At 40.7% G+C, this 20,150-nt stretch carries 21 protein-coding genes; 12 read left to right on the forward strand and 9 right to left on the reverse strand.

Annotation, left to right across the window (positions count from 1 at the left end):
• Positions 1-134 precede the first annotated feature (134 nt).
• Both FPL17_RS11645 and FPL17_RS11650 read right to left on the reverse strand, forming a co-directional pair.
• A complete protein-coding gene (locus FPL17_RS11645) occupies positions 135-803 on the reverse strand; it encodes a ribonuclease T2 family protein (protein WP_151715600.1) in 669 nt (222 codons plus the stop codon).
• Between the two features lie 45 nt (positions 804-848).
• Positions 849-2,756 carry a lytic transglycosylase domain-containing protein gene (locus tag FPL17_RS11650; RefSeq protein ID WP_171494274.1) on the reverse strand — a complete coding sequence of 636 codons (1,908 nt, stop codon included), beginning with the start codon at positions 2,754-2,756 and terminating at the stop codon, positions 849-851.
• Positions 2,757-3,056: 300 nt separating this feature from the next.
• Here FPL17_RS11650 and miaB point away from each other — a divergent pair, with 300 nt between their 5' ends.
• The 4 genes from miaB (at position 3,057) to FPL17_RS11670 (ending at position 6,491) form a co-directional block, all read left to right on the forward strand.
• Complete coding sequence (gene miaB / locus FPL17_RS11655) at positions 3,057-4,508, forward strand: tRNA (N6-isopentenyl adenosine(37)-C2)-methylthiotransferase MiaB (RefSeq protein WP_159885197.1); 1,452 nt, start codon at positions 3,057-3,059, stop codon at positions 4,506-4,508.
• Between the two features lie 38 nt (positions 4,509-4,546).
• Positions 4,547-5,623 (forward strand): PhoH family protein, encoded by a 1,077-nt coding sequence (locus FPL17_RS11660; RefSeq protein ID WP_032857438.1) that lies wholly within the window; start codon positions 4,547-4,549, stop codon positions 5,621-5,623.
• A 71-nt stretch (positions 5,624-5,694) separates the two neighbouring features.
• Positions 5,695-6,180, forward strand: coding sequence for an rRNA maturation RNase YbeY (gene ybeY / locus FPL17_RS11665; protein ID WP_159885199.1), 486 nt, complete (start codon positions 5,695-5,697; stop codon positions 6,178-6,180).
• 11 nt (positions 6,181-6,191) lie between these two features.
• Complete coding sequence (locus FPL17_RS11670; RefSeq protein ID WP_005192273.1) at positions 6,192-6,491, forward strand: antibiotic biosynthesis monooxygenase family protein; 300 nt, start codon at positions 6,192-6,194, stop codon at positions 6,489-6,491.
• 71 nt (positions 6,492-6,562) lie between these two features.
• On the opposite strand, the gene fhuE is transcribed toward FPL17_RS11670, so the two are convergent.
• A complete protein-coding gene (gene fhuE, locus FPL17_RS11675; RefSeq protein WP_151715489.1) occupies positions 6,563-8,731 on the reverse strand; it encodes a ferric-rhodotorulic acid/ferric-coprogen receptor FhuE in 2,169 nt (722 codons plus the stop codon).
• A gap of 288 nt (positions 8,732-9,019) precedes the next feature.
• Positions 9,020-9,907, reverse strand: a complete 888-nt coding sequence (locus tag FPL17_RS11680) for an energy transducer TonB (RefSeq protein WP_159885201.1) — start codon at positions 9,905-9,907, stop codon at positions 9,020-9,022.
• Positions 9,908-10,150: 243 nt separating this feature from the next.
• On the opposite strand from FPL17_RS11680, the gene FPL17_RS11685 reads away from it, so the two are divergent.
• The 3 genes from FPL17_RS11685 (at position 10,151) to FPL17_RS11695 (ending at position 12,391) form a co-directional block, all read left to right on the forward strand.
• On the forward strand, positions 10,151-10,831 hold the full coding sequence (locus FPL17_RS11685; protein WP_159885203.1) for a hypothetical protein: 681 nt from the start codon (positions 10,151-10,153) through the stop codon (positions 10,829-10,831).
• 191 nt (positions 10,832-11,022) lie between these two features.
• Positions 11,023-11,727, forward strand: a complete 705-nt coding sequence (locus FPL17_RS11690) for a DUF3108 domain-containing protein (RefSeq protein ID WP_005192263.1) — start codon at positions 11,023-11,025, stop codon at positions 11,725-11,727.
• Between the two features lie 88 nt (positions 11,728-11,815).
• On the forward strand, positions 11,816-12,391 hold the full coding sequence (locus FPL17_RS11695; RefSeq protein WP_151715492.1) for a xanthine phosphoribosyltransferase: 576 nt from the start codon (positions 11,816-11,818) through the stop codon (positions 12,389-12,391).
• Positions 12,392-12,440: 49 nt separating this feature from the next.
• On the opposite strand, the gene FPL17_RS11700 is transcribed toward FPL17_RS11695, so the two are convergent.
• On the reverse strand, positions 12,441-13,265 hold the full coding sequence (locus FPL17_RS11700) for a YwqG family protein (RefSeq protein ID WP_159885205.1): 825 nt from the start codon (positions 13,263-13,265) through the stop codon (positions 12,441-12,443).
• Between the two features lie 172 nt (positions 13,266-13,437).
• On the opposite strand from FPL17_RS11700, the gene thyA reads away from it, so the two are divergent.
• From thyA to msrA, 5 genes are all read left to right on the forward strand, one after another.
• Positions 13,438-14,280, forward strand: a complete 843-nt coding sequence (thyA, locus tag FPL17_RS11705; RefSeq protein ID WP_005192259.1) for a thymidylate synthase — start codon at positions 13,438-13,440, stop codon at positions 14,278-14,280.
• A gap of 22 nt (positions 14,281-14,302) precedes the next feature.
• Positions 14,303-14,812, forward strand: a complete 510-nt coding sequence (locus FPL17_RS11710) for a dihydrofolate reductase (RefSeq protein ID WP_159885207.1) — start codon at positions 14,303-14,305, stop codon at positions 14,810-14,812.
• 18 nt (positions 14,813-14,830) lie between these two features.
• Complete coding sequence (locus FPL17_RS11715) at positions 14,831-15,886, forward strand: Lnb N-terminal periplasmic domain-containing protein (RefSeq protein ID WP_151715495.1); 1,056 nt, start codon at positions 14,831-14,833, stop codon at positions 15,884-15,886.
• Between the two features lie 126 nt (positions 15,887-16,012).
• Entirely contained in the window at positions 16,013-16,489 is a 477-nt protein-coding gene (locus FPL17_RS11720; RefSeq protein WP_159885209.1) for an META domain-containing protein, read from the forward strand.
• 107 nt (positions 16,490-16,596) lie between these two features.
• Positions 16,597-17,121: a peptide-methionine (S)-S-oxide reductase MsrA gene (gene msrA, locus FPL17_RS11725; protein WP_159885211.1), complete on the forward strand. Its 525-nt coding sequence runs from the start codon at positions 16,597-16,599 to the stop codon at positions 17,119-17,121.
• Positions 17,122-17,172: 51 nt separating this feature from the next.
• On the opposite strand, the gene FPL17_RS11730 is transcribed toward msrA, so the two are convergent.
• From FPL17_RS11730 to purU, 4 genes are all read right to left on the reverse strand, one after another.
• The gene (locus FPL17_RS11730; RefSeq protein WP_159885213.1) at positions 17,173-17,577 is read right to left on the reverse strand and encodes an ExbD/TolR family protein; all 405 of its coding nucleotides are present in this window, start codon (positions 17,575-17,577) and stop codon (positions 17,173-17,175) included.
• Between the two features lies 1 nt (position 17,578).
• Entirely contained in the window at positions 17,579-18,199 is a 621-nt protein-coding gene (locus tag FPL17_RS11735) for a MotA/TolQ/ExbB proton channel family protein (protein WP_159885215.1), read from the reverse strand.
• A 42-nt stretch (positions 18,200-18,241) separates the two neighbouring features.
• A complete protein-coding gene (locus tag FPL17_RS11740; protein WP_004802567.1) occupies positions 18,242-18,991 on the reverse strand; it encodes an energy transducer TonB family protein in 750 nt (249 codons plus the stop codon).
• A 207-nt stretch (positions 18,992-19,198) separates the two neighbouring features.
• A complete protein-coding gene (gene purU, locus FPL17_RS11745) occupies positions 19,199-20,062 on the reverse strand; it encodes a formyltetrahydrofolate deformylase (RefSeq protein ID WP_004802565.1) in 864 nt (287 codons plus the stop codon).
• Positions 20,063-20,150: the final 88 nt, after the last annotated feature.

Here is a 20,150-nt window from a genome sequence, read left to right on the forward strand (position 1 = left end):
TGAACGCTATTATTATTCAATCGAATTATCATAAACGGCAAAGATTGTACTCTAAAGCGAATACAGATGCATGTAAAAGAGAATGAATTTCAACAAAAGTCTAATAGAAAATACAAATCAAACTAGGTAAATCCCTAATAACTTCCTTTAATTGTAAACTCACTTGGGCAGCCCGTCACAATATGGCTTGCACATTGTTTATATTGACCATTTTTCTGATAGCACACGCGAATCTCGGTTAAAACTGTATCAAATCTTGATGACTGGCAAGTAAAGCGAATTCCATTTGGCGGTAGAGATGGATTGAGTTTGGTAAATTGCTGTCTTAAATTTTCTTTTTGGACTTCAATCGTATTTGGGCTGGTCAAATCAGCTGGTATTTTCAAGCGCTCAGCAAAATTAATTACTGTTCTAAAATATTGACTGGCATTCATTGGCATACATCCGCCCACATCCTGCCACAGTTGCACTCGCGCATTTTCATCTGGCATGACCCGCGCCACCACTTTGGCTTGTAATGGTGAGAGTTTGGCAGAGGTTTTTGTTGAACAATCCCGATTTAAAGGCACTTCAGGCAATAAACTTGCAATCGTAAGAGAATAACCTTCCAGACATTTACGTTGTTTTTGTCGTGATGAGTCAAAGGCACACGCTGCTGGCGTCATTTGTACATGCATGACATATCCCGCCACATCTTGATCACTTGCAGCATATACGGGTACAGCAAGAGACAAGACCGTATAACAGATCAACACCTGTAGAGATCTCATCAACTGCCCTTTAAGTAATTGGACGGGTTTCATCAAATGCAAAAACTTCATTGTTTCACTTAAACATCTTGGTGTGTCTTAAGGCCCACTGCGTACAGGAATCGTGCTCATTCGCTTTTCTAGCGATTGCGCCCCTTGCCCTAATACCACACCATAATGCGTGGCATTGGTCATGACATGTTTTACATAGTCACGTGTTTCCAATAATGGAATGGTTTCAGTGTATTGGTCTGCTGCCATAGTCTGAACATCAGGCTGCCAACGGCGTGCACGATTCGGACCTGCGTTATAACCTGCAGTTGCCAATACAGAACTACCACTCAATTGACTCTGGATCATTGAAAGGTAATAAGTTCCGTAACGAATATTGGTATTCATTTCACTTAATGCCGCAGGGTTATAGGTTTCACCCATTTGTCGTGCAATCAGTTTTGCCGTGTTTGGCATGATCTGCATCAAACCACCCGCCCCAACATGTGAACGTGCTGAAGTCACAAAACGACTTTCTTGGCGCATTAAACCATACGCCCAAGCAGGATCAATACCAGCATTGTAACTATGACTGGTGACATTGCTACGATGTGGTGTTGCATAGCGATAAGTATCATTATGGCGTGATGTAGTACGATCAGCCGCATAAATTGCACGGTCATACCAACCCACATCATGTGCTCGTTTTGCCGCTGCTAAAAGTAGACCATCATCATGCTGTAAATACGCTTGGCGAACCGCCCAGTTCCATTCACGATTGGTATAATTAGCAGGTGCATTCACATCTCTTAATGCAAAGGCACGTCTAAAATGAATATTTTGATTCAGACGCTGCGTATCTTGAGCACTCGGTTGTTCATTATAAGGCTGATGGTTATAGCGTTCGCCGATACGATCTTTTGCTAGTAAATTATGGTAATCATCCCCACCTTGCGCCAATTTACGATAGATCTGTTGAGCGGCTTGCTTGGAACCACCATCCGAACGTTGCTCAGATGCACGCGCTAACCAGTATTGCCAGCGATCTTCCTGTTTTTGGGTCACCGACATCGCATCAATGGAGCGGATCAGACTTTCCCAAGCCCCAAAACGAATTGCCTGACGGGCATAAATTTCAGCTTCTTCTGGACTAAATGGATAACCATAACTTTGATCGAAAGCATTGAGCACTTCACGGTTAAAACCGTTCTTCATCACGGTGGTACCGCCGACATAACCAATGGTGCGGTATAGGTATTTCTGTACAGGTTGAGGCACATCCTGAACAACACGTTGCACATTACCCAAAGCATTGGTTAAATCACTATCTGCAACACGACCTAAAGCAAAAATCAAATAGGCATAATCTGCATCATTGGACTTCGGTGCACTCCACAGATAGCCCAATGGATTGGCTTGAATTTGATTAAACTGCGCTAAAGAAAGGTTCAACCCCATCGTTTGAGCTGTCGCAATTGCTGGGCCAGACTGCCCTGCACGGAGCTGCCCCCATAATCTTTGCTGGCGATCCTGAGTCGTCATAAGCGGACTAGACAACATCAAACGTCCCAAGCCATTACATGACTCAGGCTGAGAATTAGTGGTTAACCAAATATCCTTATACTCTGCAAAAACTAGACTATCTCCAGTTTTTGCTCGTACTTGCGCCACAGCACAACTTTCTTCTTGATCGGGATTGGTGACATAACTAAGGACGGGTTTTGCATCGGCGAAGCTACCCAATTTTACTTTTTCTTCAACATAATCGGCAGATAATTTTTCTGCCATTGCTGATTGTGGGTAGCGTTGTGCAAAACTAATAATTGAAGATGCAGGTTGAAAACCTAGATTGGTATTGAGCTTCCAATACTCAGGATAATAACCGAGCGCATCATTTTGCATTTCAAATTGGTATTGATCAAGCAAAGCAGTATTGCTGGCATTGGCAGCACGCAACGCATCATTAAATTGTTCATCTAATGCATAGACAGATGAGCAAGCAATCATACCACCCATTGCAATAAAACAATGGAGGCTGTTCTTGTTATTCAATTTATGACTTTCGGTTGTTCTAAAATCACGCTGCTTTTTCATCTTCATCAATATATATGCCCAATTTCGCCCAGCCATTATAGTGTAATAAGTCTAGCCTTCTACTATTGTTGTGTTATGTAAATTACTGATTCATATTCATTAAAATTCACACAATTTTATTCACAAACTGTCCATTTTTGTCAGTTTTTTATTCTCTGCGTTCAGTCTAAAATACTGCTATAATCCGCCGTTTATTTAAATCCACCTTGTTTAGGAGCCTGCATGACGGTTCAAACATTCATTCCCAGTGCTGTAAAAGCTGCTTCAGAAAACACTGTTACCCAGCCAATGCACACCGCTGATGTTTCGATCAAGAAATTGTTTATTGAAACTCAAGGGTGTCAGATGAATGAGTATGACAGTCATCGTATGGCAGATTTGTTAGGTGATTCACATGGCTATGTGCTCACTGACAATCCAAATGAAGCAGATATCCTGCTCATGAATACCTGCTCAATTCGTGAAAAAGCGCAAGAGAAGGTATTCAGTGGTTTAGGCCGCTGGCGCAAACTTAAAGAAAAAAATCCTGATCTAGTGATTGGTGTCGGTGGTTGTGTTGCCTCTCAAGAAGGTGACAACATTCAAAAACGTGCACCTTATGTCGATATGGTATTTGGTCCGCAAACCTTGCACCGTTTGCCACAAATGTTAGATCAGCATAATGAGCAAGTGGAAAAACCGAAGAAAGAAAAAATCAAACTGGTTGATATTTCTTTCCCAGATATCGAAAAGTTCGACTTTCTGCCTGAACCACGCGTAGAAGGCTTTAAAGCATTCGTTTCAATCATGGAAGGTTGCTCAAAATACTGTTCATTCTGTGTGGTTCCCTATACCCGTGGTGAGGAAGTTTCGCGTCCATTAGATGATGTATTAGCTGAAATTGCTGGCTTGGCTGAAAAAGGCGTGCGTGAAATCAGTTTGCTCGGTCAAAACGTGAATGGTTATCGCGGTGAAACTTTCGAAGGTGAAATTTGCACCTTCCCTGAGTTACTCCGTTTAGTTGCAGAAATCCCAGGTATTGGTCGTCTACGCTATACCACTTCTCACCCGCTTGAATTCTCTGAAGATTTAATTCAATGCTACCGTGATTTACCACAAATGGTTTCGCATTTACATCTACCAGTACAAAGTGGTTCAAACGATGTATTGCAAGCCATGAAACGTAACCACACCATTGATGTCTACATCGATAAAATTGCTAAATTACGTAAAGTCCGCCCAGATATGCATTTATCCAGCGATTTCATCATTGGTTTCCCTGGAGAGACGGATGAACATTTTGCTGAAACCTTACAATTCATCAAAGATTTAGATTTCGATCATTCTTATAGCTTCGTTTACTCAAAACGTCCTGGTACACCAGCCTCTGATTTACCAGACAGCACTCCTGAGCAGGTGAAAAAAGATCGTTTGGCTCAAGTACAAGAAGTGATTAAACGCTCTAGTATTGAGAAGACCGATGCCATGCTCGGTAAAATTGAGCGTGTTCTGATTGAGAAAGTTTCTGATAAAGATCCAAATGTTTTAATCGGTACAGCTGACAATACACGTTTAGTTACTTTTATCGGTGATGCCACGTGGATTGGACGTTTTGCAGAGATTGAGATCACTGAAATTAAAACTTTAAATTTAGTTTATGGCGAACTCTTGAATCTTGAACCTGACGTGGCGTAATGTAAGGGTATTCTTATAAAGCAACAAAAGGGTTTCTCTTGACTGCAGCGATTCGACGTACAGTAACGTTCCCTGAGATTTCAATGGAACGCTTAAAAAGCATGCTCGGTGCGTATAACGGGCATTTAAAACAAATCGAACAACGTTTAGATGTCAAAATTACTCACCGTGGCGATGCCTTTTATCTAGATGGTGACATAGAAGCGGTCGAAAGAGCCGAAGCACTATTGCAACGGCTCTATCAAGAATCAGAAATTTCCTCACAAATTAGTGCCGATGCAATACATTTGATGATCCAAGGTTCACAGACAGACCGTGAACTGATGGATGATTCAGATCAAGAACATACGGGCTTAGACAATGTTTGGTTGCAGACCCGCAAAGGGCGAATCAACCCACGTGGTGCCAATCAAAAGCGTTATGTACAACGCATTTTACAAAGCGATATTTCATTCGGTGTTGGTCCAGCCGGGACAGGTAAAACCTATCTCGCGGTTGCTGCAGCGGTGGATATGCTGGAACGTAACGAAATTCAACGTATTTTACTGGTTCGTCCAGCAGTTGAAGCTGGTGAAAAACTCGGTTTCTTGCCAGGTGATCTCACCCAAAAAATCGATCCTTATTTACGCCCACTTTACGATGCATTGTATGAAATGCTTGGCTTTGAAAAAGTAGCCAAACTCATCGAACGCCAAGTGATTGAAGTCGCTCCTCTTGCTTATATGCGTGGACGAACACTCAATCATTCCTTTGTGATTTTAGACGAAGCGCAAAATACCACACCTGAACAGATGAAAATGTTCCTCACCCGTTTAGGCTTTGGTTCGCGTGCCGTCATTACAGGTGACGTCACACAAGTTGACTTACCTCGCGGACAACAATCAGGTTTGGCACATGCGTTACGTGTCATTGAAAACGTACATGAAATTCATATCACACGTTTCCATTCTCGAGATGTCGTCCGTCACCAACTGGTTCAAAAAATTGTTGAAGCTTACGAAGGTTGGGACAGTGAACAGCAACGCCTGTCTGCTGAAGCCCGTGCCGAACGCAAAGCTCGACAAGAAGCACTTGTTGCAGAGAATGACTCTGCGGCGGATGCACAACACTTTTAGAAAACCCCTTCATTCCCCCTTTGTTGCGATGCTCTAGTCGCATCTCAGGGGGACGATTTTAAGGATCTACTTTGAAAATCAATTTAAGTCTGCAACAAGACTTTCAAGCTGCGGAATTGCCACTGAAACGTGGTCAAATCAAAAAAAATATCGAAACTGCACTGCGCCATGTCGGTTTCGATGTCAATTGTGAAATTGGTATTGCCTGTGTCGACATCGCAGAAAGCCATGAACTCAACCTGCAATATCGTGAAAAAGACAAACCGACCAATGTGCTTTCTTTTCCAAGTGATATTCCTGAGGAAATGCTGAGCTTACTCGATGCAGAGCCTCTAGGGGATTTGGTGATTTGTATTCCTGTCGTTTTACAAGAAGCTGCAGAACAACAAAAAACACCAAGCGATCATTTCACTCATTTACTGGTTCATGGCGTTCTACATTTGCTTGGCTTTGACCATGAAACCAGTGAAACTGAAGCTGAAGAAATGGAAGCTTTAGAAATTGAGATTCTGAAAAAATTGGGTATCGACAATCCTTACCAAGCCGATGAAAGCTAATCCAAGGTCCTATGTATATCGTTATTTTTAAAGCCACGATCAAACAACTTGATGCAACTTACTCAGAAATGGCACAAAAGCTGAGAAATAAAGCCTTGAGTCAATTTAATTGTGTCAAATTTGAAGCTTGTAGTGAAAATGGTTTTGAAATAGCGCTGTCTTACTGGAACAGCCTTGAAGATATCAAGCAGTGGCAACGCGATGCAGAACATCTGGTTGCTCAGCGTTTAGGCAAAGAAAAATGGTATCAAGATTTTAGTGTTGAAATCTGCAAAGTTGAGCGTGCTTATTCGAGTCAAAATGGCCTGTGAATAATCTTTGACTTATCCACAAGTTCAATCAAAAAACGGCTGAATTCAGCCGTTTTTGATTTTCGAAATAATTAGAATTGGTAGCGTAAAGCTAAAGTTGCATTCCGTGGCGTTCCCCATGTTGTTTGACCATATGCAGGGAAAATTCCATAGTACTCTTTATCAAATAAATTATTGATATTGAGTTGAGCAGAGAAGTCTTTGCTTAATTGATAACGAGCCATTAAATTCACTAATGCATATGAGCTTTGCTCAACTTTTTCAGTCACTTTTAGCGGATTTACTGCTTTCACATAAGTGCTGCTTTGCCAATTTACGCCACCACCAACTGTAAGCGCGCTAAATTTACCTGGTAATTGATACGTCGTAAAAGTCTGTATCATTTTACGAGGTAACTCAGAATTAATGTCATCACCATTAATATCAGTTGCCTTAAACTGGCTATAACCAGCTGTTAATTTCCAGTCTGGTAAAATCTCACCACTAAGCTCTAATTCGAATCCTTTACTCTCAGTTCCTTTTGCAGCGCGATAGTAAATATCTTTATTCTCATGAACCCCAGCTTGTTGAGCTAAATTATCTTGTTCAATTTTAAATAGAGCCAATGTCCCATTTAAGCGCCCATCAAACCAACCTGATTTCAAACCGATTTCAGTACTCTTGCCCTCAATTGGGTTAAGTACTTTGCCATTAATATCTTGTTCAGACTGTGGTTGGAAGATACTGGTATAACTTGCATATGCAGAAATCGCATCATTGAAATCATATATAACACCAGCATAAGGCGTAAATTCATTGTTATGTTTAATGTCGTAGGCTGGCGTCCAGAGCCCATTTCCAGTTTTTTGAAAATCTGTTAAACGACCACCTAAAATCAGCTTTAAGGGTTCTAATATTGTCCACCGCGTTGCAAAATAAACCGCATCTTGTTTGGTCTTACTTTTCTCATAGAAACTTGCATCACTCCACTTAGGAGCTGGATATGAACCATTCCAGTTATTAAAATTTATCGCAGGCTGTGTTGCGTAGTTTGCATTTCGACTATCCGATTTAAAGTCTTGTGTAGAGTGAATATACCCCAAGGTCAGTTCATGCTGTTGACCTAATAATTCGAACTTTCCGTTCACTTGTAAACCAATATCATCTTGCTGAGTATTCGTAATATAAGAACCAGCAAATGCCCCCAAACCTAGCCCTGTATTCTTATCTGGACTTCCAGACAGATACAATAGTTTCGAGTCGCCATTACGATCACCTCGGCTATAAGATAGTTTCGCATTCCAATTTTGATTAAAACGGTGGGTTATATCTGCAAATAGATTAGTGTAGTCACTATCCCACCGCGCCCAATTTGTACTTGTTGTTTTACTACGGTCCCATTTAGCACGACTGCCATCGCTATACCAAACAGGTAAACCACCCCACATTGGACTATCGCCTTTGTTTTCTTGATAGCTAACACCTGCTGATAATAGCGTATTCTCAGTCAGATCAGCTTCCCCAGTAATCAAGGCAGTCAAGGCTTGTTTATTTAACAAATCAATATAACTATCACCTTGTTCATATTGAGCAACCGCACGGCCTCGTAATGAGCCAGATTCATTCAGACTATTAGAAATATCTCCCGTAACACGGTAATTATTCCAACTACCACCGCTGACCTCCAAATTGCCTGTAGGCACTGTACTAGTAGCTCGCTTACGAATCATATTGATCGCAGCAGAAGGATTCCCAGGCCCTGTCATTAAACCAGTTGCCCCACGTACCACTTCAATACGATCAAATAAAACAGCACTTGTTGCAGTCTCACCTGAACTCCAAGGTTGCTCATAGCGTGTAGGGACGCCGTCTATTTGATAATTATCAATTTGAAAACCTCGCGCATGCAAACTATTACGATTGGTTTCATAACGTTGCGCATTAATTCCAGTTACATTTTCAGCAACGTCGACTAGGCTAGTAAGCCCCTGATCTTTTATTCTCTGCTCTGTAATAATAGAAACTGATTGCGGAGTCTCCTTCACAGATAACCCTAGCGGTACAGCCGTGGTTGTTTTTTTAACGGTATATGCTGTTTTCTCTTTTTCTAACTCATCTGCTTTAACGGTAATTGTAGGTAGTTTGGCATTTTCAGTACTGTTATCGCCTTCTGCAAAAGCCAATGAAGGTAATAGTATGGCAGCCATCGCCAATACAAGCGGATGCGCTTTAAATACATTTAAAGTTGGATGTTGATGCATGAAATATGTCCTTATTGCAAGGGAGCGGTCTTGAAAACATGCATCTCATTCCCCCGATAAATTTTAAGAAGGATGCATTCATTTTCAAAAGGAGAATTAACCTAAAACACATTGCAAATGATAATTGTTTTTATTATCAATTCAAGTTCTAATAGGTAAATTTAGTTGCTTGTTTTAATTAAACTTAAAAGAGTGCTCGCGATTGGTGAAAAATAATCAAATGATTTTTATCAATATTTAATTTTCAGTTTATACATCATTATTTTCGAATAAGAAGTGCAGCTTTCATTAGTGCACTTCAAACTCTGCATCGATAGGATCAAAACGCCATGTACGAATGATACGTAACTCAGAAATGACTTTTTTCATCTTGGCATCGAAAGGTCCAAATGGTGCACCACGGCGTACTGATGCCTTAGCGGCTTCATCCAAAATTGCATGTCCAGAACTTTCGATAAGACGAATAGCTCGAATTCCACCTTCGGCATTCAAAATCACCATCAAACGGACTTCACCCGCTAAATGCTGCTGTTTTGCTTGATCTGGATAATAACGGTTGCCATAAAGTTCAACTTTTTGACGAAACTTATCTAAGTAAGTCGCAGACGCATCTTGTTTAGCCTGAATCCCATCAACGGTTTTAATGCGTTGTTTGCGGCTAAAGTTTTGTTGGCGTTGCAGATATTGTGCTTCCAAGCTTGCCACCATTGCAGCTTTGGCTTGAAATTGGCTTTGTAAATCATCCAAGGTCTTTTTTCGTTCGCTCTGCTCTGCTTGCTTTTGCCAACTCAAAACAGTCATTAAAACTTTTTCTTCAAATTTTAGTTCACGTTTTTGCTGAACTTTTTCCAGACTTTCTAGCTCTTTTTCACCTGTTGTCGCATCCGCCTGCATCGGTGATGGCATATCACTTGACATACGATGTGCTTCGCGGAAATCACCAGAACCTTGTTGATCAGCTTGTGCCAAGAAGTCCGCATCTTTGACTTTTTCCTGACTCGGACGAACTGTCACCGCAATTTCTTTAGTCGAAGTGTCAGATGGTGATGGCATTGCAAATTGAATAGCCAACACCGCGCCATGCAAAAGCATCGCCAAAGCCACTGCCCCAACAAAAATTGGATCTTGCCACCAATAAGGAGACAGTTCTGAACGAAAATTAATTTTATTCCACATGGTATTTAAGTGACAAAAATGCCCCTTCCCCAACGGTATAACCGTATAAAAACCAAACCAATATTCAAAATTTTACAAAAATGTGATCCACTTATAGTTACAGTGTTTCCATACCATCATTTTATGAAAATGTAGCAATTAATTTTGCTACACTGCAAGTCAGAAATTTATTTTTATTTTTTTAGTTAATACAAAGATCGTGGCATTGCATAACCCATCAATTCACTTTCTGGAACAACTTTTATGCAAACGCTAATTTCATCCGTTGTTAAACGTCTACGTAAAGTTTACCAAAAAGCCGAAGAATTCATCGAAGAAGAAAGAGAGTTTTCACTTTCACAAGTCTTTGTGAATGCGACCATGGAACGTTACGTCACTGAGAACGTTGGCATCATGCAAGACCTGCATGCCGACCTTTATGATGGTTGGTTACGCTTATATACAACTTTAGATGTTAAAGGTTTACATACCACTTTATCTGTTGATTTAAAACTGATTCAAATGGAAATGAATCAAGACGTACAGCTTATGGTATTTGAACAAATCAGCAATACCCAAGTGATTGAAGCCAAATTCAAAAACATTTTTCAGAAATGGGGCTTTTATATTGCGATCTGGTATTACCAGAAATTTCGTGAAGAAGACCCGCTCGGCAAAATCTTAGAACATTTTGAAGTCGTCAAAGTTCAAGATGACCTACTTTATCTTGATTTAAATCGCTGGTTAGGCAAAAAAGCCAGCATTATCGAAACGTTGAGTAAAGTACATGTTAATCGCGCACGCGTTCGCCCTGCGGAACTCATCGTTTGGGGCAATGTCAATCTCGCCGCGATATTATATCCACCGAATGATGACGATTTTGATGCCGATGGACTAGAGGACTCCGAGGTCACACCGATTCAACAAAAAGACAGTAAAAGATAGCCACACCTCGCTGTGGTTTATCCCATCTCACGATATTTTATTGAAATACATATCTTCATGATTTATACGAAAAATTAACAAGTACCTCATAAAAAGCCTGATCTTTTCTTCATAATCTACAAGCATAATAGCTTTAAATGGTAAAGATAAATGAGTGATGACTGATTGCATCACTCAAAGGATATAGTGTTATGACAAAGCAATTATTGAAAGTTCTAGGCATTACGTCGGCGACGCTTCTAAGTGTAAGCTTATCTAGTCATGCGCTGGCAATGGCACCTTTTCAGGCGAGCTATCAGTTTAGCTACAACAATAAAAACTTAGGCTCTGCCACACGTACCCTTTCACAGCAAGGCAATAACTGGACGTACAAATTCAATGCCAAAGCTGGTGCGATCGCATCTGCATCTGAAACCAGTCAATTTAGCTTTGCTGACAATAAGATTAGCTCACAAAAATTTAGCCGTAGCAGCAAAGTTTTGATTCACAACAACACCATGAGTATCGACTTCAACCCAAACAGTAAAGTTGTGAATACCCAAAAAGATAAAACCTCTAACTCATTTGCATGGCAAGCAGGTGCATTGGATGAACTCAATGCTGAATTGCAAATTCGTGAGGATTTAAAAAACAATTCACTCAAAACCAAATATCTAATTGCAGATGCAAAGGCATTGGATGAACGTCGTTTTGTGAAACAAGGCAACGAAAGTATCAAAACCCCTTATGGCACATTTAATACCATTAAAGTCGTCATGCAGCACGATAAACCTGAGCGTAATACTGTGTTCTGGTTAGCTCCGAAATTGGATTACTTACCAGTAAAAATGGCACATAATGATGGAAAATCATCATATGGCCTACTATTAACGGGTTATTCAGGTAAAACAAACTAAGCATCTGGTCAATTTTGGCTTGCATTTTTTTAGATGCTTTTTAAAATATGCCTTTGCTTGAATAAGCATCCGTTTAGAGGATTCTCCCGTGTACGCTTTAGAACAGAAAATCTTAAATGAAGGTATCGTTCTATCTGATCAGGTTTTGAAAGTTGATGCTTTCTTAAACCACCAAATCGATCCGGTGTTAATGCAACTGATTGGTAAAGAGTTTGCCGCTCGCTTTAAAGATGCTGGTATTACTAAAATTATTACCATCGAGGCTTCAGGTATCGCACCTGCAATCATGGCAGGTTTAGAACTTGGTGTTCCTGTTATTTTTGCACGTAAATACCAGTCATTAACATTGAAAGACGACCTTTACCGTTCTAAAGTGTTCTCGTTCACCAAACAAACTGAAAGTACTATTGCGATTTCAAACAAGCACCTTAGTTCAACTGACAAAGCACTTGTGATCGATGACTTCTTGGCAAATGGTCAAGCTGCGTTAGGTCTAATTGACTTAATTCATCAAGCAAAAGCTGAAGTTGTTGGTGTTGGTATCGTGATTGAAAAATCATTCCAACCGGGCCGTGACGTATTGCTTGAAAAAGGCTACCGCGTTGAGTCCTTAGCGCGTGTTAAATCTTTAGAAGATGGCAAAGTTACTTTTGTTACTGAATAAGATTTAAAACCTAGAAAAAAGCGGATGAAAACTCATCCGCTTTTTTTATTTAACAACAATCCCAGTTATATAGCACTTTAGAAAAGTCTCTCTTCTTTAAATCTTCTGGATGAATAAAGAAATTCCCTACGCCGGAATCACCCCACATAATCTCGTTTTCTGCATCATCAGTATCCAGTTGGAAAAGTAAAATATAATCTTGCACCTTTTCGTTATAGTGGCGTGGATCTGTCTGGGTAAAATAAGGATATCCCCCTAAGCGATGGCCTGTTGCGGAAACCAACTCATTGTAGGGTTCAATAAAATCATCTTCGAAATCGCCACCTTCAAATTGATCTTCAAAATCGTAAAGCTCATCAACACCCAAGACTTTCTTTCCAAAAGTAAAATCCTCAAGACTGATCGGCTGTTCAGTACGCTGAAATTCAATCGAGTACTGTCCTGCAAAAGGTAAATAATCAGCTTCACTCAATTGAATATCTGAAAAATCCTGTTTTAATTGCGCTGCATCTTCAATCAACTGCTCAAAATATAAGACCTTAAAACCAGATTGCTGTTGCTGGTCGTCGAAATTCATTCCATACAAATCATCAGCTGCAATATAAAACTGCAAAATCCCCTTGTCTGGAAAATTGGGTAAACTTGGAATTTCAGAAAAATTAAACTGTGCCAACAAAGCCAACGGATTGCCATTCGAATCGACAGGATAAGCAGTATCCAAAGGTAAATACGGTTCTCCCCCAATCTTACTTTGCCATACAGTCAAGGCATCGTTAGGAGTGAGCTGTAAGATTACAGTTGGCAAAACAGTGGCTGAAATTTTTTCTAGATATGGATGTAAAGTATTCGGTAAATTTTCTGGTTGAAGATTCATTTTGTTGCTTGTCCATGTACTTATTTATAGAACTTAATATAAAACAAGCAGCTAAACTAGGATAGAGTACAAAGTCTGTACTACGACAGTTAATGACGCTTAATTGCCACATTATTTATCACATAAATTCTGATAAGATTAGCCCGATAAAAATTTGCGATTAGGAATCACGATGCGCACTTACTTAGACCTTTTACAACATATCCTCGACAATGGCGGCGACAAAGGCGACCGTACTGGCACAGGTACACGTTCTGTATTTGGTCATCAGATGCGCTTTGATCTTTCTAAAGGCTTTCCGCTGCTCACCACCAAGAAAGTCCATTTTCGCTCTATTGCCATTGAATTACTTTGGTTCCTTAAAGGTGATACCAACGTTCAATACCTCAAAGACAATAAAGTTTCGATTTGGGATGAGTGGGCAACCGCAGAACAAACAGCTCGTTTTGGCCGCCCTGAAAGTGAGCTTGGTCCAGTTTATGGTCACCAATGGCGTAACTTTGGCGCAACCCAAAATGAAGATGGTAGCTATCAGCAGGATGGCTTTGACCAGATCAAATGGTTGATCAATGAAATTAAAACCAATCCGAATTCACGTCGTTTGATTGTGTCAGGTTGGAATCCAAATGAAGCAGGCAAAGTTGCATTACCACCTTGCCATACCCTGTTCCAGTTTTTTGTACAAGACAACAAGCTGTCATGCCAGTTATATCAACGTAGTGCCGATGTGTTTTTAGGTGTCCCGTTTAATATTGCGAGCTATGCCCTACTTACACATATGATTGCCCAGGTCTGTGGTTTAGGCGTAGGTGATTTTGTCTGGACAGGTGGTGATACGCATTTATATGCCAATCACTTTGAACAGGCGCAATTACAGCTTAGCCGTGAGCCGCTACCGCTGTGTCAATTAAAACTAAATCCTGAGATCACTGATATTTTCGACTTTAAATTTGAAGATATTGAAATTGTAGGGTATGAATCACACCCAGCAATTAAAGCACCCGTCGCAGTTTAAATCGATTAGAGAGCATATAAAAATGGCATGGCAAGGCACTGAAGTTGTCCACGTAGTTGCAATGGATAAAAATCACTGTATCGGTAAAGGCAATGCTTTGCCGTGGCATATCTCTGCTGACCTAAAACACTTTAAAGCCATTACTCAAGGTGGTGTGGTGATTATGGGGCGTAAAACCCTTGAATCTATGGGACGCACCCTACCGAATCGTGTCAATTGGGTGATTACCCGTGACCCTGAATGGCATTTTGAAGGGGTTAAAGTCGCGCACAGTATTGAAGATGCGCTCAATGGTGCATTTACAGATGCACAACACGCTGAAAAAGCATCCTTATTTATCATTGGGGGTGGAGAGATTTTTACTCAAACACTCGCCATTGCTGATCGTTTAGAATTAACTCACGTTGATCTCGATGTTCAAGGCGATGCACATTACCCAAAAATCTCTGACGACTTTCGCAAAGTAAACTCAGAACAGCATACTGATGAGAAATCAGGGGTTACTTTTGAGTTTGCGACCTACCAAAAATAAAAATGGATCGCACTTGCCATGCACAATATTGGATCACGTGAGTTTTTCATCGCTTTAGGCATCGGGCTTTTACACGGTCTGTTTACCTTGTGCGTGATCCTTTCAAGTGTCTGGCTCTGTCTGGCATTATGGATTCAGCAACCCTTAGGCAGCTTTTTTAGCCGCGCTGCAATTGTGCTATGGGTTTTATTTGCACTTAGCCTAATTGGCGTTTATGTCAGCGGTCATCTTTTTAGCCGCCGCACTGATATCATTATTTATTGTGTTGCATTTGCCTGCTCCTTAGCTTGGTATTTTTCTCTGGATGCAAGACAGGATAGAGATTGGAACCCAGAAGTTGCAGAACAGCTCCATTACGAAAAGAATGGGGATATTGTACAGCTACACAATGTCCGAAATTTCGATTGGCATGCTGATGGCAGCTATGACATTCGTTGGGAAGACCGTAGCATTGATCTGAATAAAATTACGGGCATCAATGTCATCACTTCTTATTGGATGGGCCCACAAATTGCGCATACGCTGGTCAGTTTCGATTTTGCAGATCAAAAGCCCCTGGTATTCTCTATTGAAATTCGTAAGGAAAAAGGTGAAGACTTTTCTGCGATTGGTGGCTTTTTCCGTAAATACGAACTCAGTTTAGTCGCATCCGATGAAAAAGATTTGATCTATACGCGCAGCAATATTCGTCATGAGCAAGTCTATTTATTCCCAGTCAAAATGCCTGCGCCTGAACGTAAAGCCCTATTTATTGAATATCTACACAAAGCTGATGAACTGCGTGCAGAAGCAAAATGGTACAACACGCTTACCAGTAACTGCACCACACTGGTCTTTGATATGGTTCAAGCGATTAATCCGCAACGTTTACCCAAAGATTATCGTTTATTGGCCTCAGGTTATTTACCCAATTACCTCTACGATTTGAAAGCGCTCAATCAAAATTACAGCATGAAAGAATGGTATCGCTTGGCGCATATCAATCCACGTGCTGAGCAATATGAACAACAACCCAACCAAAGCAGTGAATATTTTTCGGATGTCATTCGTACAGGGCTTCCTAAAACTGAGTGATTTTTCCACTAATTTCATTAAAAACATCTGAACATTTACAAAAGGATACCGAATATCCTGCTCAGCTCCACGTTGTTTTATTTTAATAGCGGGCATAGAAACACAATGATTCGGATTTAAAATCTTATGTTAAAGCCTTTTTTAGCTTCTTGTACTTTGGCAGTTGCCGTAGCAATGACGGGTTGTGCAACTACAGAATCTCTCCAGACCTCACCGAATGCATCTCAAAAAGAAAGCATCGGACTGTATAACCGTAACTGGATCGCTACACAGATCAATGGTGTAGAGATCAAAAGCAATGATCTTTCTGGCAAGCGCCCTGCGATTCAATTTGATGCGAAAGGTAAACGCTTCTTCGGTGCAGATGGTTGTAACCAGATTCAAGGCAGCTTTGAAAGCCAAGGTGCGGTCTTACGCTTAGGTCCGATTGCTTCAACCATGATGGCGTGTATCGGTAAAGATAATAGCGCGCTTTCACGCCAATATAGCAATGCTTTGGCAAGCACAACCAATTACGAGCTGAAAGGCCATGAGCTTAAATTTATGGATGCATCAGGCAAAGTACTGGTTAGCTTCGTCACAGTGATTCAGCCTCTTCCGTAATTTGTAGATCACAAAAAAGTAAAAGCTCGTTTCGAACACGGGCTTTTACTTTTTCAATACTTCGTTTACTTTAGTAGCATTCTTAAAATTAAAAATTGGGGAGTCTCATGCAACAAGCGCTCGTAGGTGGTGGATGTTTTTGGTGTGTAGAAGCGGTTTTTCTACAGCTTAAAGGTGTAGAAAAAGTCGTGAGTGGTTATGCAGGTGGGATTAGCCAAAACCCAACCTATGAACAAGTCTGCCAAGGCAATACTCAACACGCAGAAGTTGTGCTGATTGATTTTGATGAACAGCAGATCAGCTATTCACAACTACTGAATGTCTTTTTTACGACGCATGATCCAACCACTTTAAATCGCCAAGGTAATGATATTGGCACGCAGTATCGCTCTGTTATTTATTACTTCGATGAGGAGCAAAAGCAACAAGCAGAACAGATTATTCATGATCTAGAAGATGAAGGTCTGAATATAGTGACTGAACTGAGCTCAGCACCAACCTTCTATCCTGCCGAGGAATATCACCAAAACTTCTTTGCACGCAATCCATCACAAGGTTACTGCAACTTTAGCATTCCTCCGAAGCTTTCTAAATTACGTGCTAAATATCTCGATCTGCTCAAAACTGACTAGGCATAAAAAAAGCAACTCTCAGAGTTGCTTTTTTCTTTCTAACGCGTTGTTTTAGTTTTCACTCACAAACGCGATATCACTTAAGCCTGCTTCGCTAGCACGAGACATCACTTGCGCAACCGTATCGTATTTTGATTCTTTATCTGCACGTAACTGCACCGTCGGTTTGGTCGCAGCCTGTCCCGCCTCGTGGAAACGTTTCTCTAGCTCTTCTAAGCTAATAATCTGCGCATCCCAAGCCACTTCACCTTTGTCATTAATACTAATGGTAATGGCTTTTGGTGGCGGATCTACAATTTCAGCAGTGGTTTTTGGTAAACTTAATGGAATTGATGGGTTAGCAACCGTTGCTGTGACTAAAAAGATAATCATCAATACCAACATAATGTCGATCAGAGGAATGAGATTCATCTCATTCATGCCACTGTCGTGGTCTTCACCCAATTGAAAGCCCATTTTAAGCTTGACCTCCAACTAAACTTTGTTGAGTCGCTTTAGTTTCTGGTTTTGCCGCTGTTTCTTGCTGCAACATGGTATCGATTAACAAGCTATGTGCTTGATCTTGTAAATCATGCGCCAAGCCACGATTGAAACGTACACAGATGTTATACGCCATCACTGCTGGAATCGCCACTGCAAGTCCAAGACCGGTCATGATCAGTGCCTCACCCACTGGTGTTGCAACTTGAGCTAAACCAGCTTGACCACTTTTACCAACAGCAACAAGTGCGTGGAAAATCCCCCATACTGTACCGAATAAACCCACAAACGGTGCAAGTGAAGCAATCGTTCCAAGAACTGATACACCTTTTTCTGCTTGAGATTTTTCAGCAGAGATTTGGCGAAGCAATGCTTGCTCAGCAACAGCTTTACGTTGTTCAAACGATAATGGCTGTAACTTTGATTTAAGCGTAGCCAAAGCTTGAACAAGTTGAGTATAAGCTTGTTGTTTTAATTGGCGTGTTCCTAATAGGCGCAGAATGAAAATAGTCCACGTCGCAATCGACATTGCTAATAGGATGAAATACAGTGTTTTACTTACTGCATCTGCATGTTGCCAATAAACTGAAAAGTTCATATACGAACTCCTGATTTAATCTGTCGCAAGGACTCAAATTTATTAAGGACTAAGATCAAACGGCTGCTCTGCTCGAATCGGGTAAGCAACACCATTTTCCATATACGGTTTAAATTTCGCACTTCTGACAGCACGTAAAACTTTTTCATCGAGATTTGGTATACCACTACTACGTGTAATACGTGCATTGGTAATTTTACCTTTCTCATCAGCTTCAATCAGTACCATCACTGAGCGTGTTTGGTTATCTAAATCTTTTGCTGTAACAGATAATTTCGGTGAACGACTCCATTGAACCCCTGAACCGCCAATTGATACACGTTTTGGTGATGGATCAGCAGCAGGTTGAGGTTTCGTTACTTCCTGAACGGGTTGTGGTTTTTCAACTACTTTTTCAGTAACGGTGGTAACGACTTTGGTCTCAACTTTAGGTTCAATCTTTTGTTCAGTTTTTTGAAGAACAGGTTTTGGTGCTTCTTTGACCTGTTGAACCTTTTCAATCTTTTTCGGTGGAGGCAAAGGTTTTTCAACGACCTTAACTTCCTTCACTTCTTTTTTAGGTTCAGGTTTTGGCTGTTCTTTTGGTTTCGGTGGTTCCGGTTTAGGTGGTTCTTTAATCTTAACGAACTTCACCTTAAGCGGTTCTTTTTCGATTGGTCTTAACTCAATCGTTTTCATGTGGCTCACCGCCCACAGAACTCCTACATGTCCAATCACAACTGCAACTAAGGCAGCGATGATTTTCTTTTTCATCGGGTGTGGCGTGTTGAATGTAGCAGGAGATTGACTCATAAGAATCTAAGTACCTAATAGATGGTGACGCTTTCAAAAAAACGATTTCACTCATCGGATAGAACAATGAAAGTGCCGTAATAATAAATGAGAAGTGTTTTCATTTGCAACTGTTTTTTCTTGTATATTTGCTAGCCATTGAAAAATAGACATAAAAAAACATGCCTTTCGGCATGTTCTCTTTACATACTGTAACCTAGCAATTTATTAGAAAACCACGGTCTTATTGCCATCTACAATAATACGGTCTTCCAAGTGCCATTTAACTGCGCGCGCCAAGACATTACGTTCAACATCTTCACCCAACTCACGCAATTGTTCAACGTTATAATCGTGGCTCACACGCTCAACATCTTGCTCAATGATTGGGCCTTGATCAAGATCAGCTGTCACGTAATGCGCGGTTGCACCAATCAGCTTCACCCCTTTCTCATAGGCTTGCTTATATGGATTTGCACCCACGAAAGCAGGTAGGAAAGAATGATGAATATTGATGATCTTCATTTCCCACTTAGCAACAAAGTCTTCACTCAAAATCTGCATATAACGCGCCAAGATCAATAGATCATTGCCCTGCATCATTTCATCAATTTGAGCATACGCTTCAACTTTATTGTCTTTATTGACGGGAACAACATGGAATGGGATACCAAAGTTTTCAACCGATTCACGCAAATCTGGATGGTTTGAGATGACTTGGGTAATTTCACATGGCAATGAACCACGTGCATGACGCCATAACAATTCCAATAAAGCATGGTCTACTTTAGAAACTAAAATACCGACCTTTTTCAACTCACCAACAAAAGTAAGCTTCCATTGCATCTCATAACGTTCAGCAACATTGGCAGCAAAGGTCTGCATCAACGCTTCTTTACGAGATTGCAAATGATCAATCTCAAACTCAACACGCATGAAATAACGCCCGCCTTGAGCTTCTGTTGCGTACTGATCAAGTGCGGTAATGTTTGCTCCCTGATGATACAAAAAGCTCGATACGGCTTGCACGATCCCCGGCTTGTCTTCACAAGTAATCAGTAATCGCGCTGTGTGGGCTGTAGTCGTGTTCATTTGGTTAATATCACTTATTCGAATCAAATTAAAATCAAGCCGAGCATTCTAACCCTTTTTTGCTATTGACTAAATAGCTGCTGACGAT

The sequence above is a fragment of the Acinetobacter dispersus genome, assembly GCF_009884975.1.
Lineage (GTDB): Bacteria > Pseudomonadota > Gammaproteobacteria > Pseudomonadales > Moraxellaceae > Acinetobacter > Acinetobacter dispersus.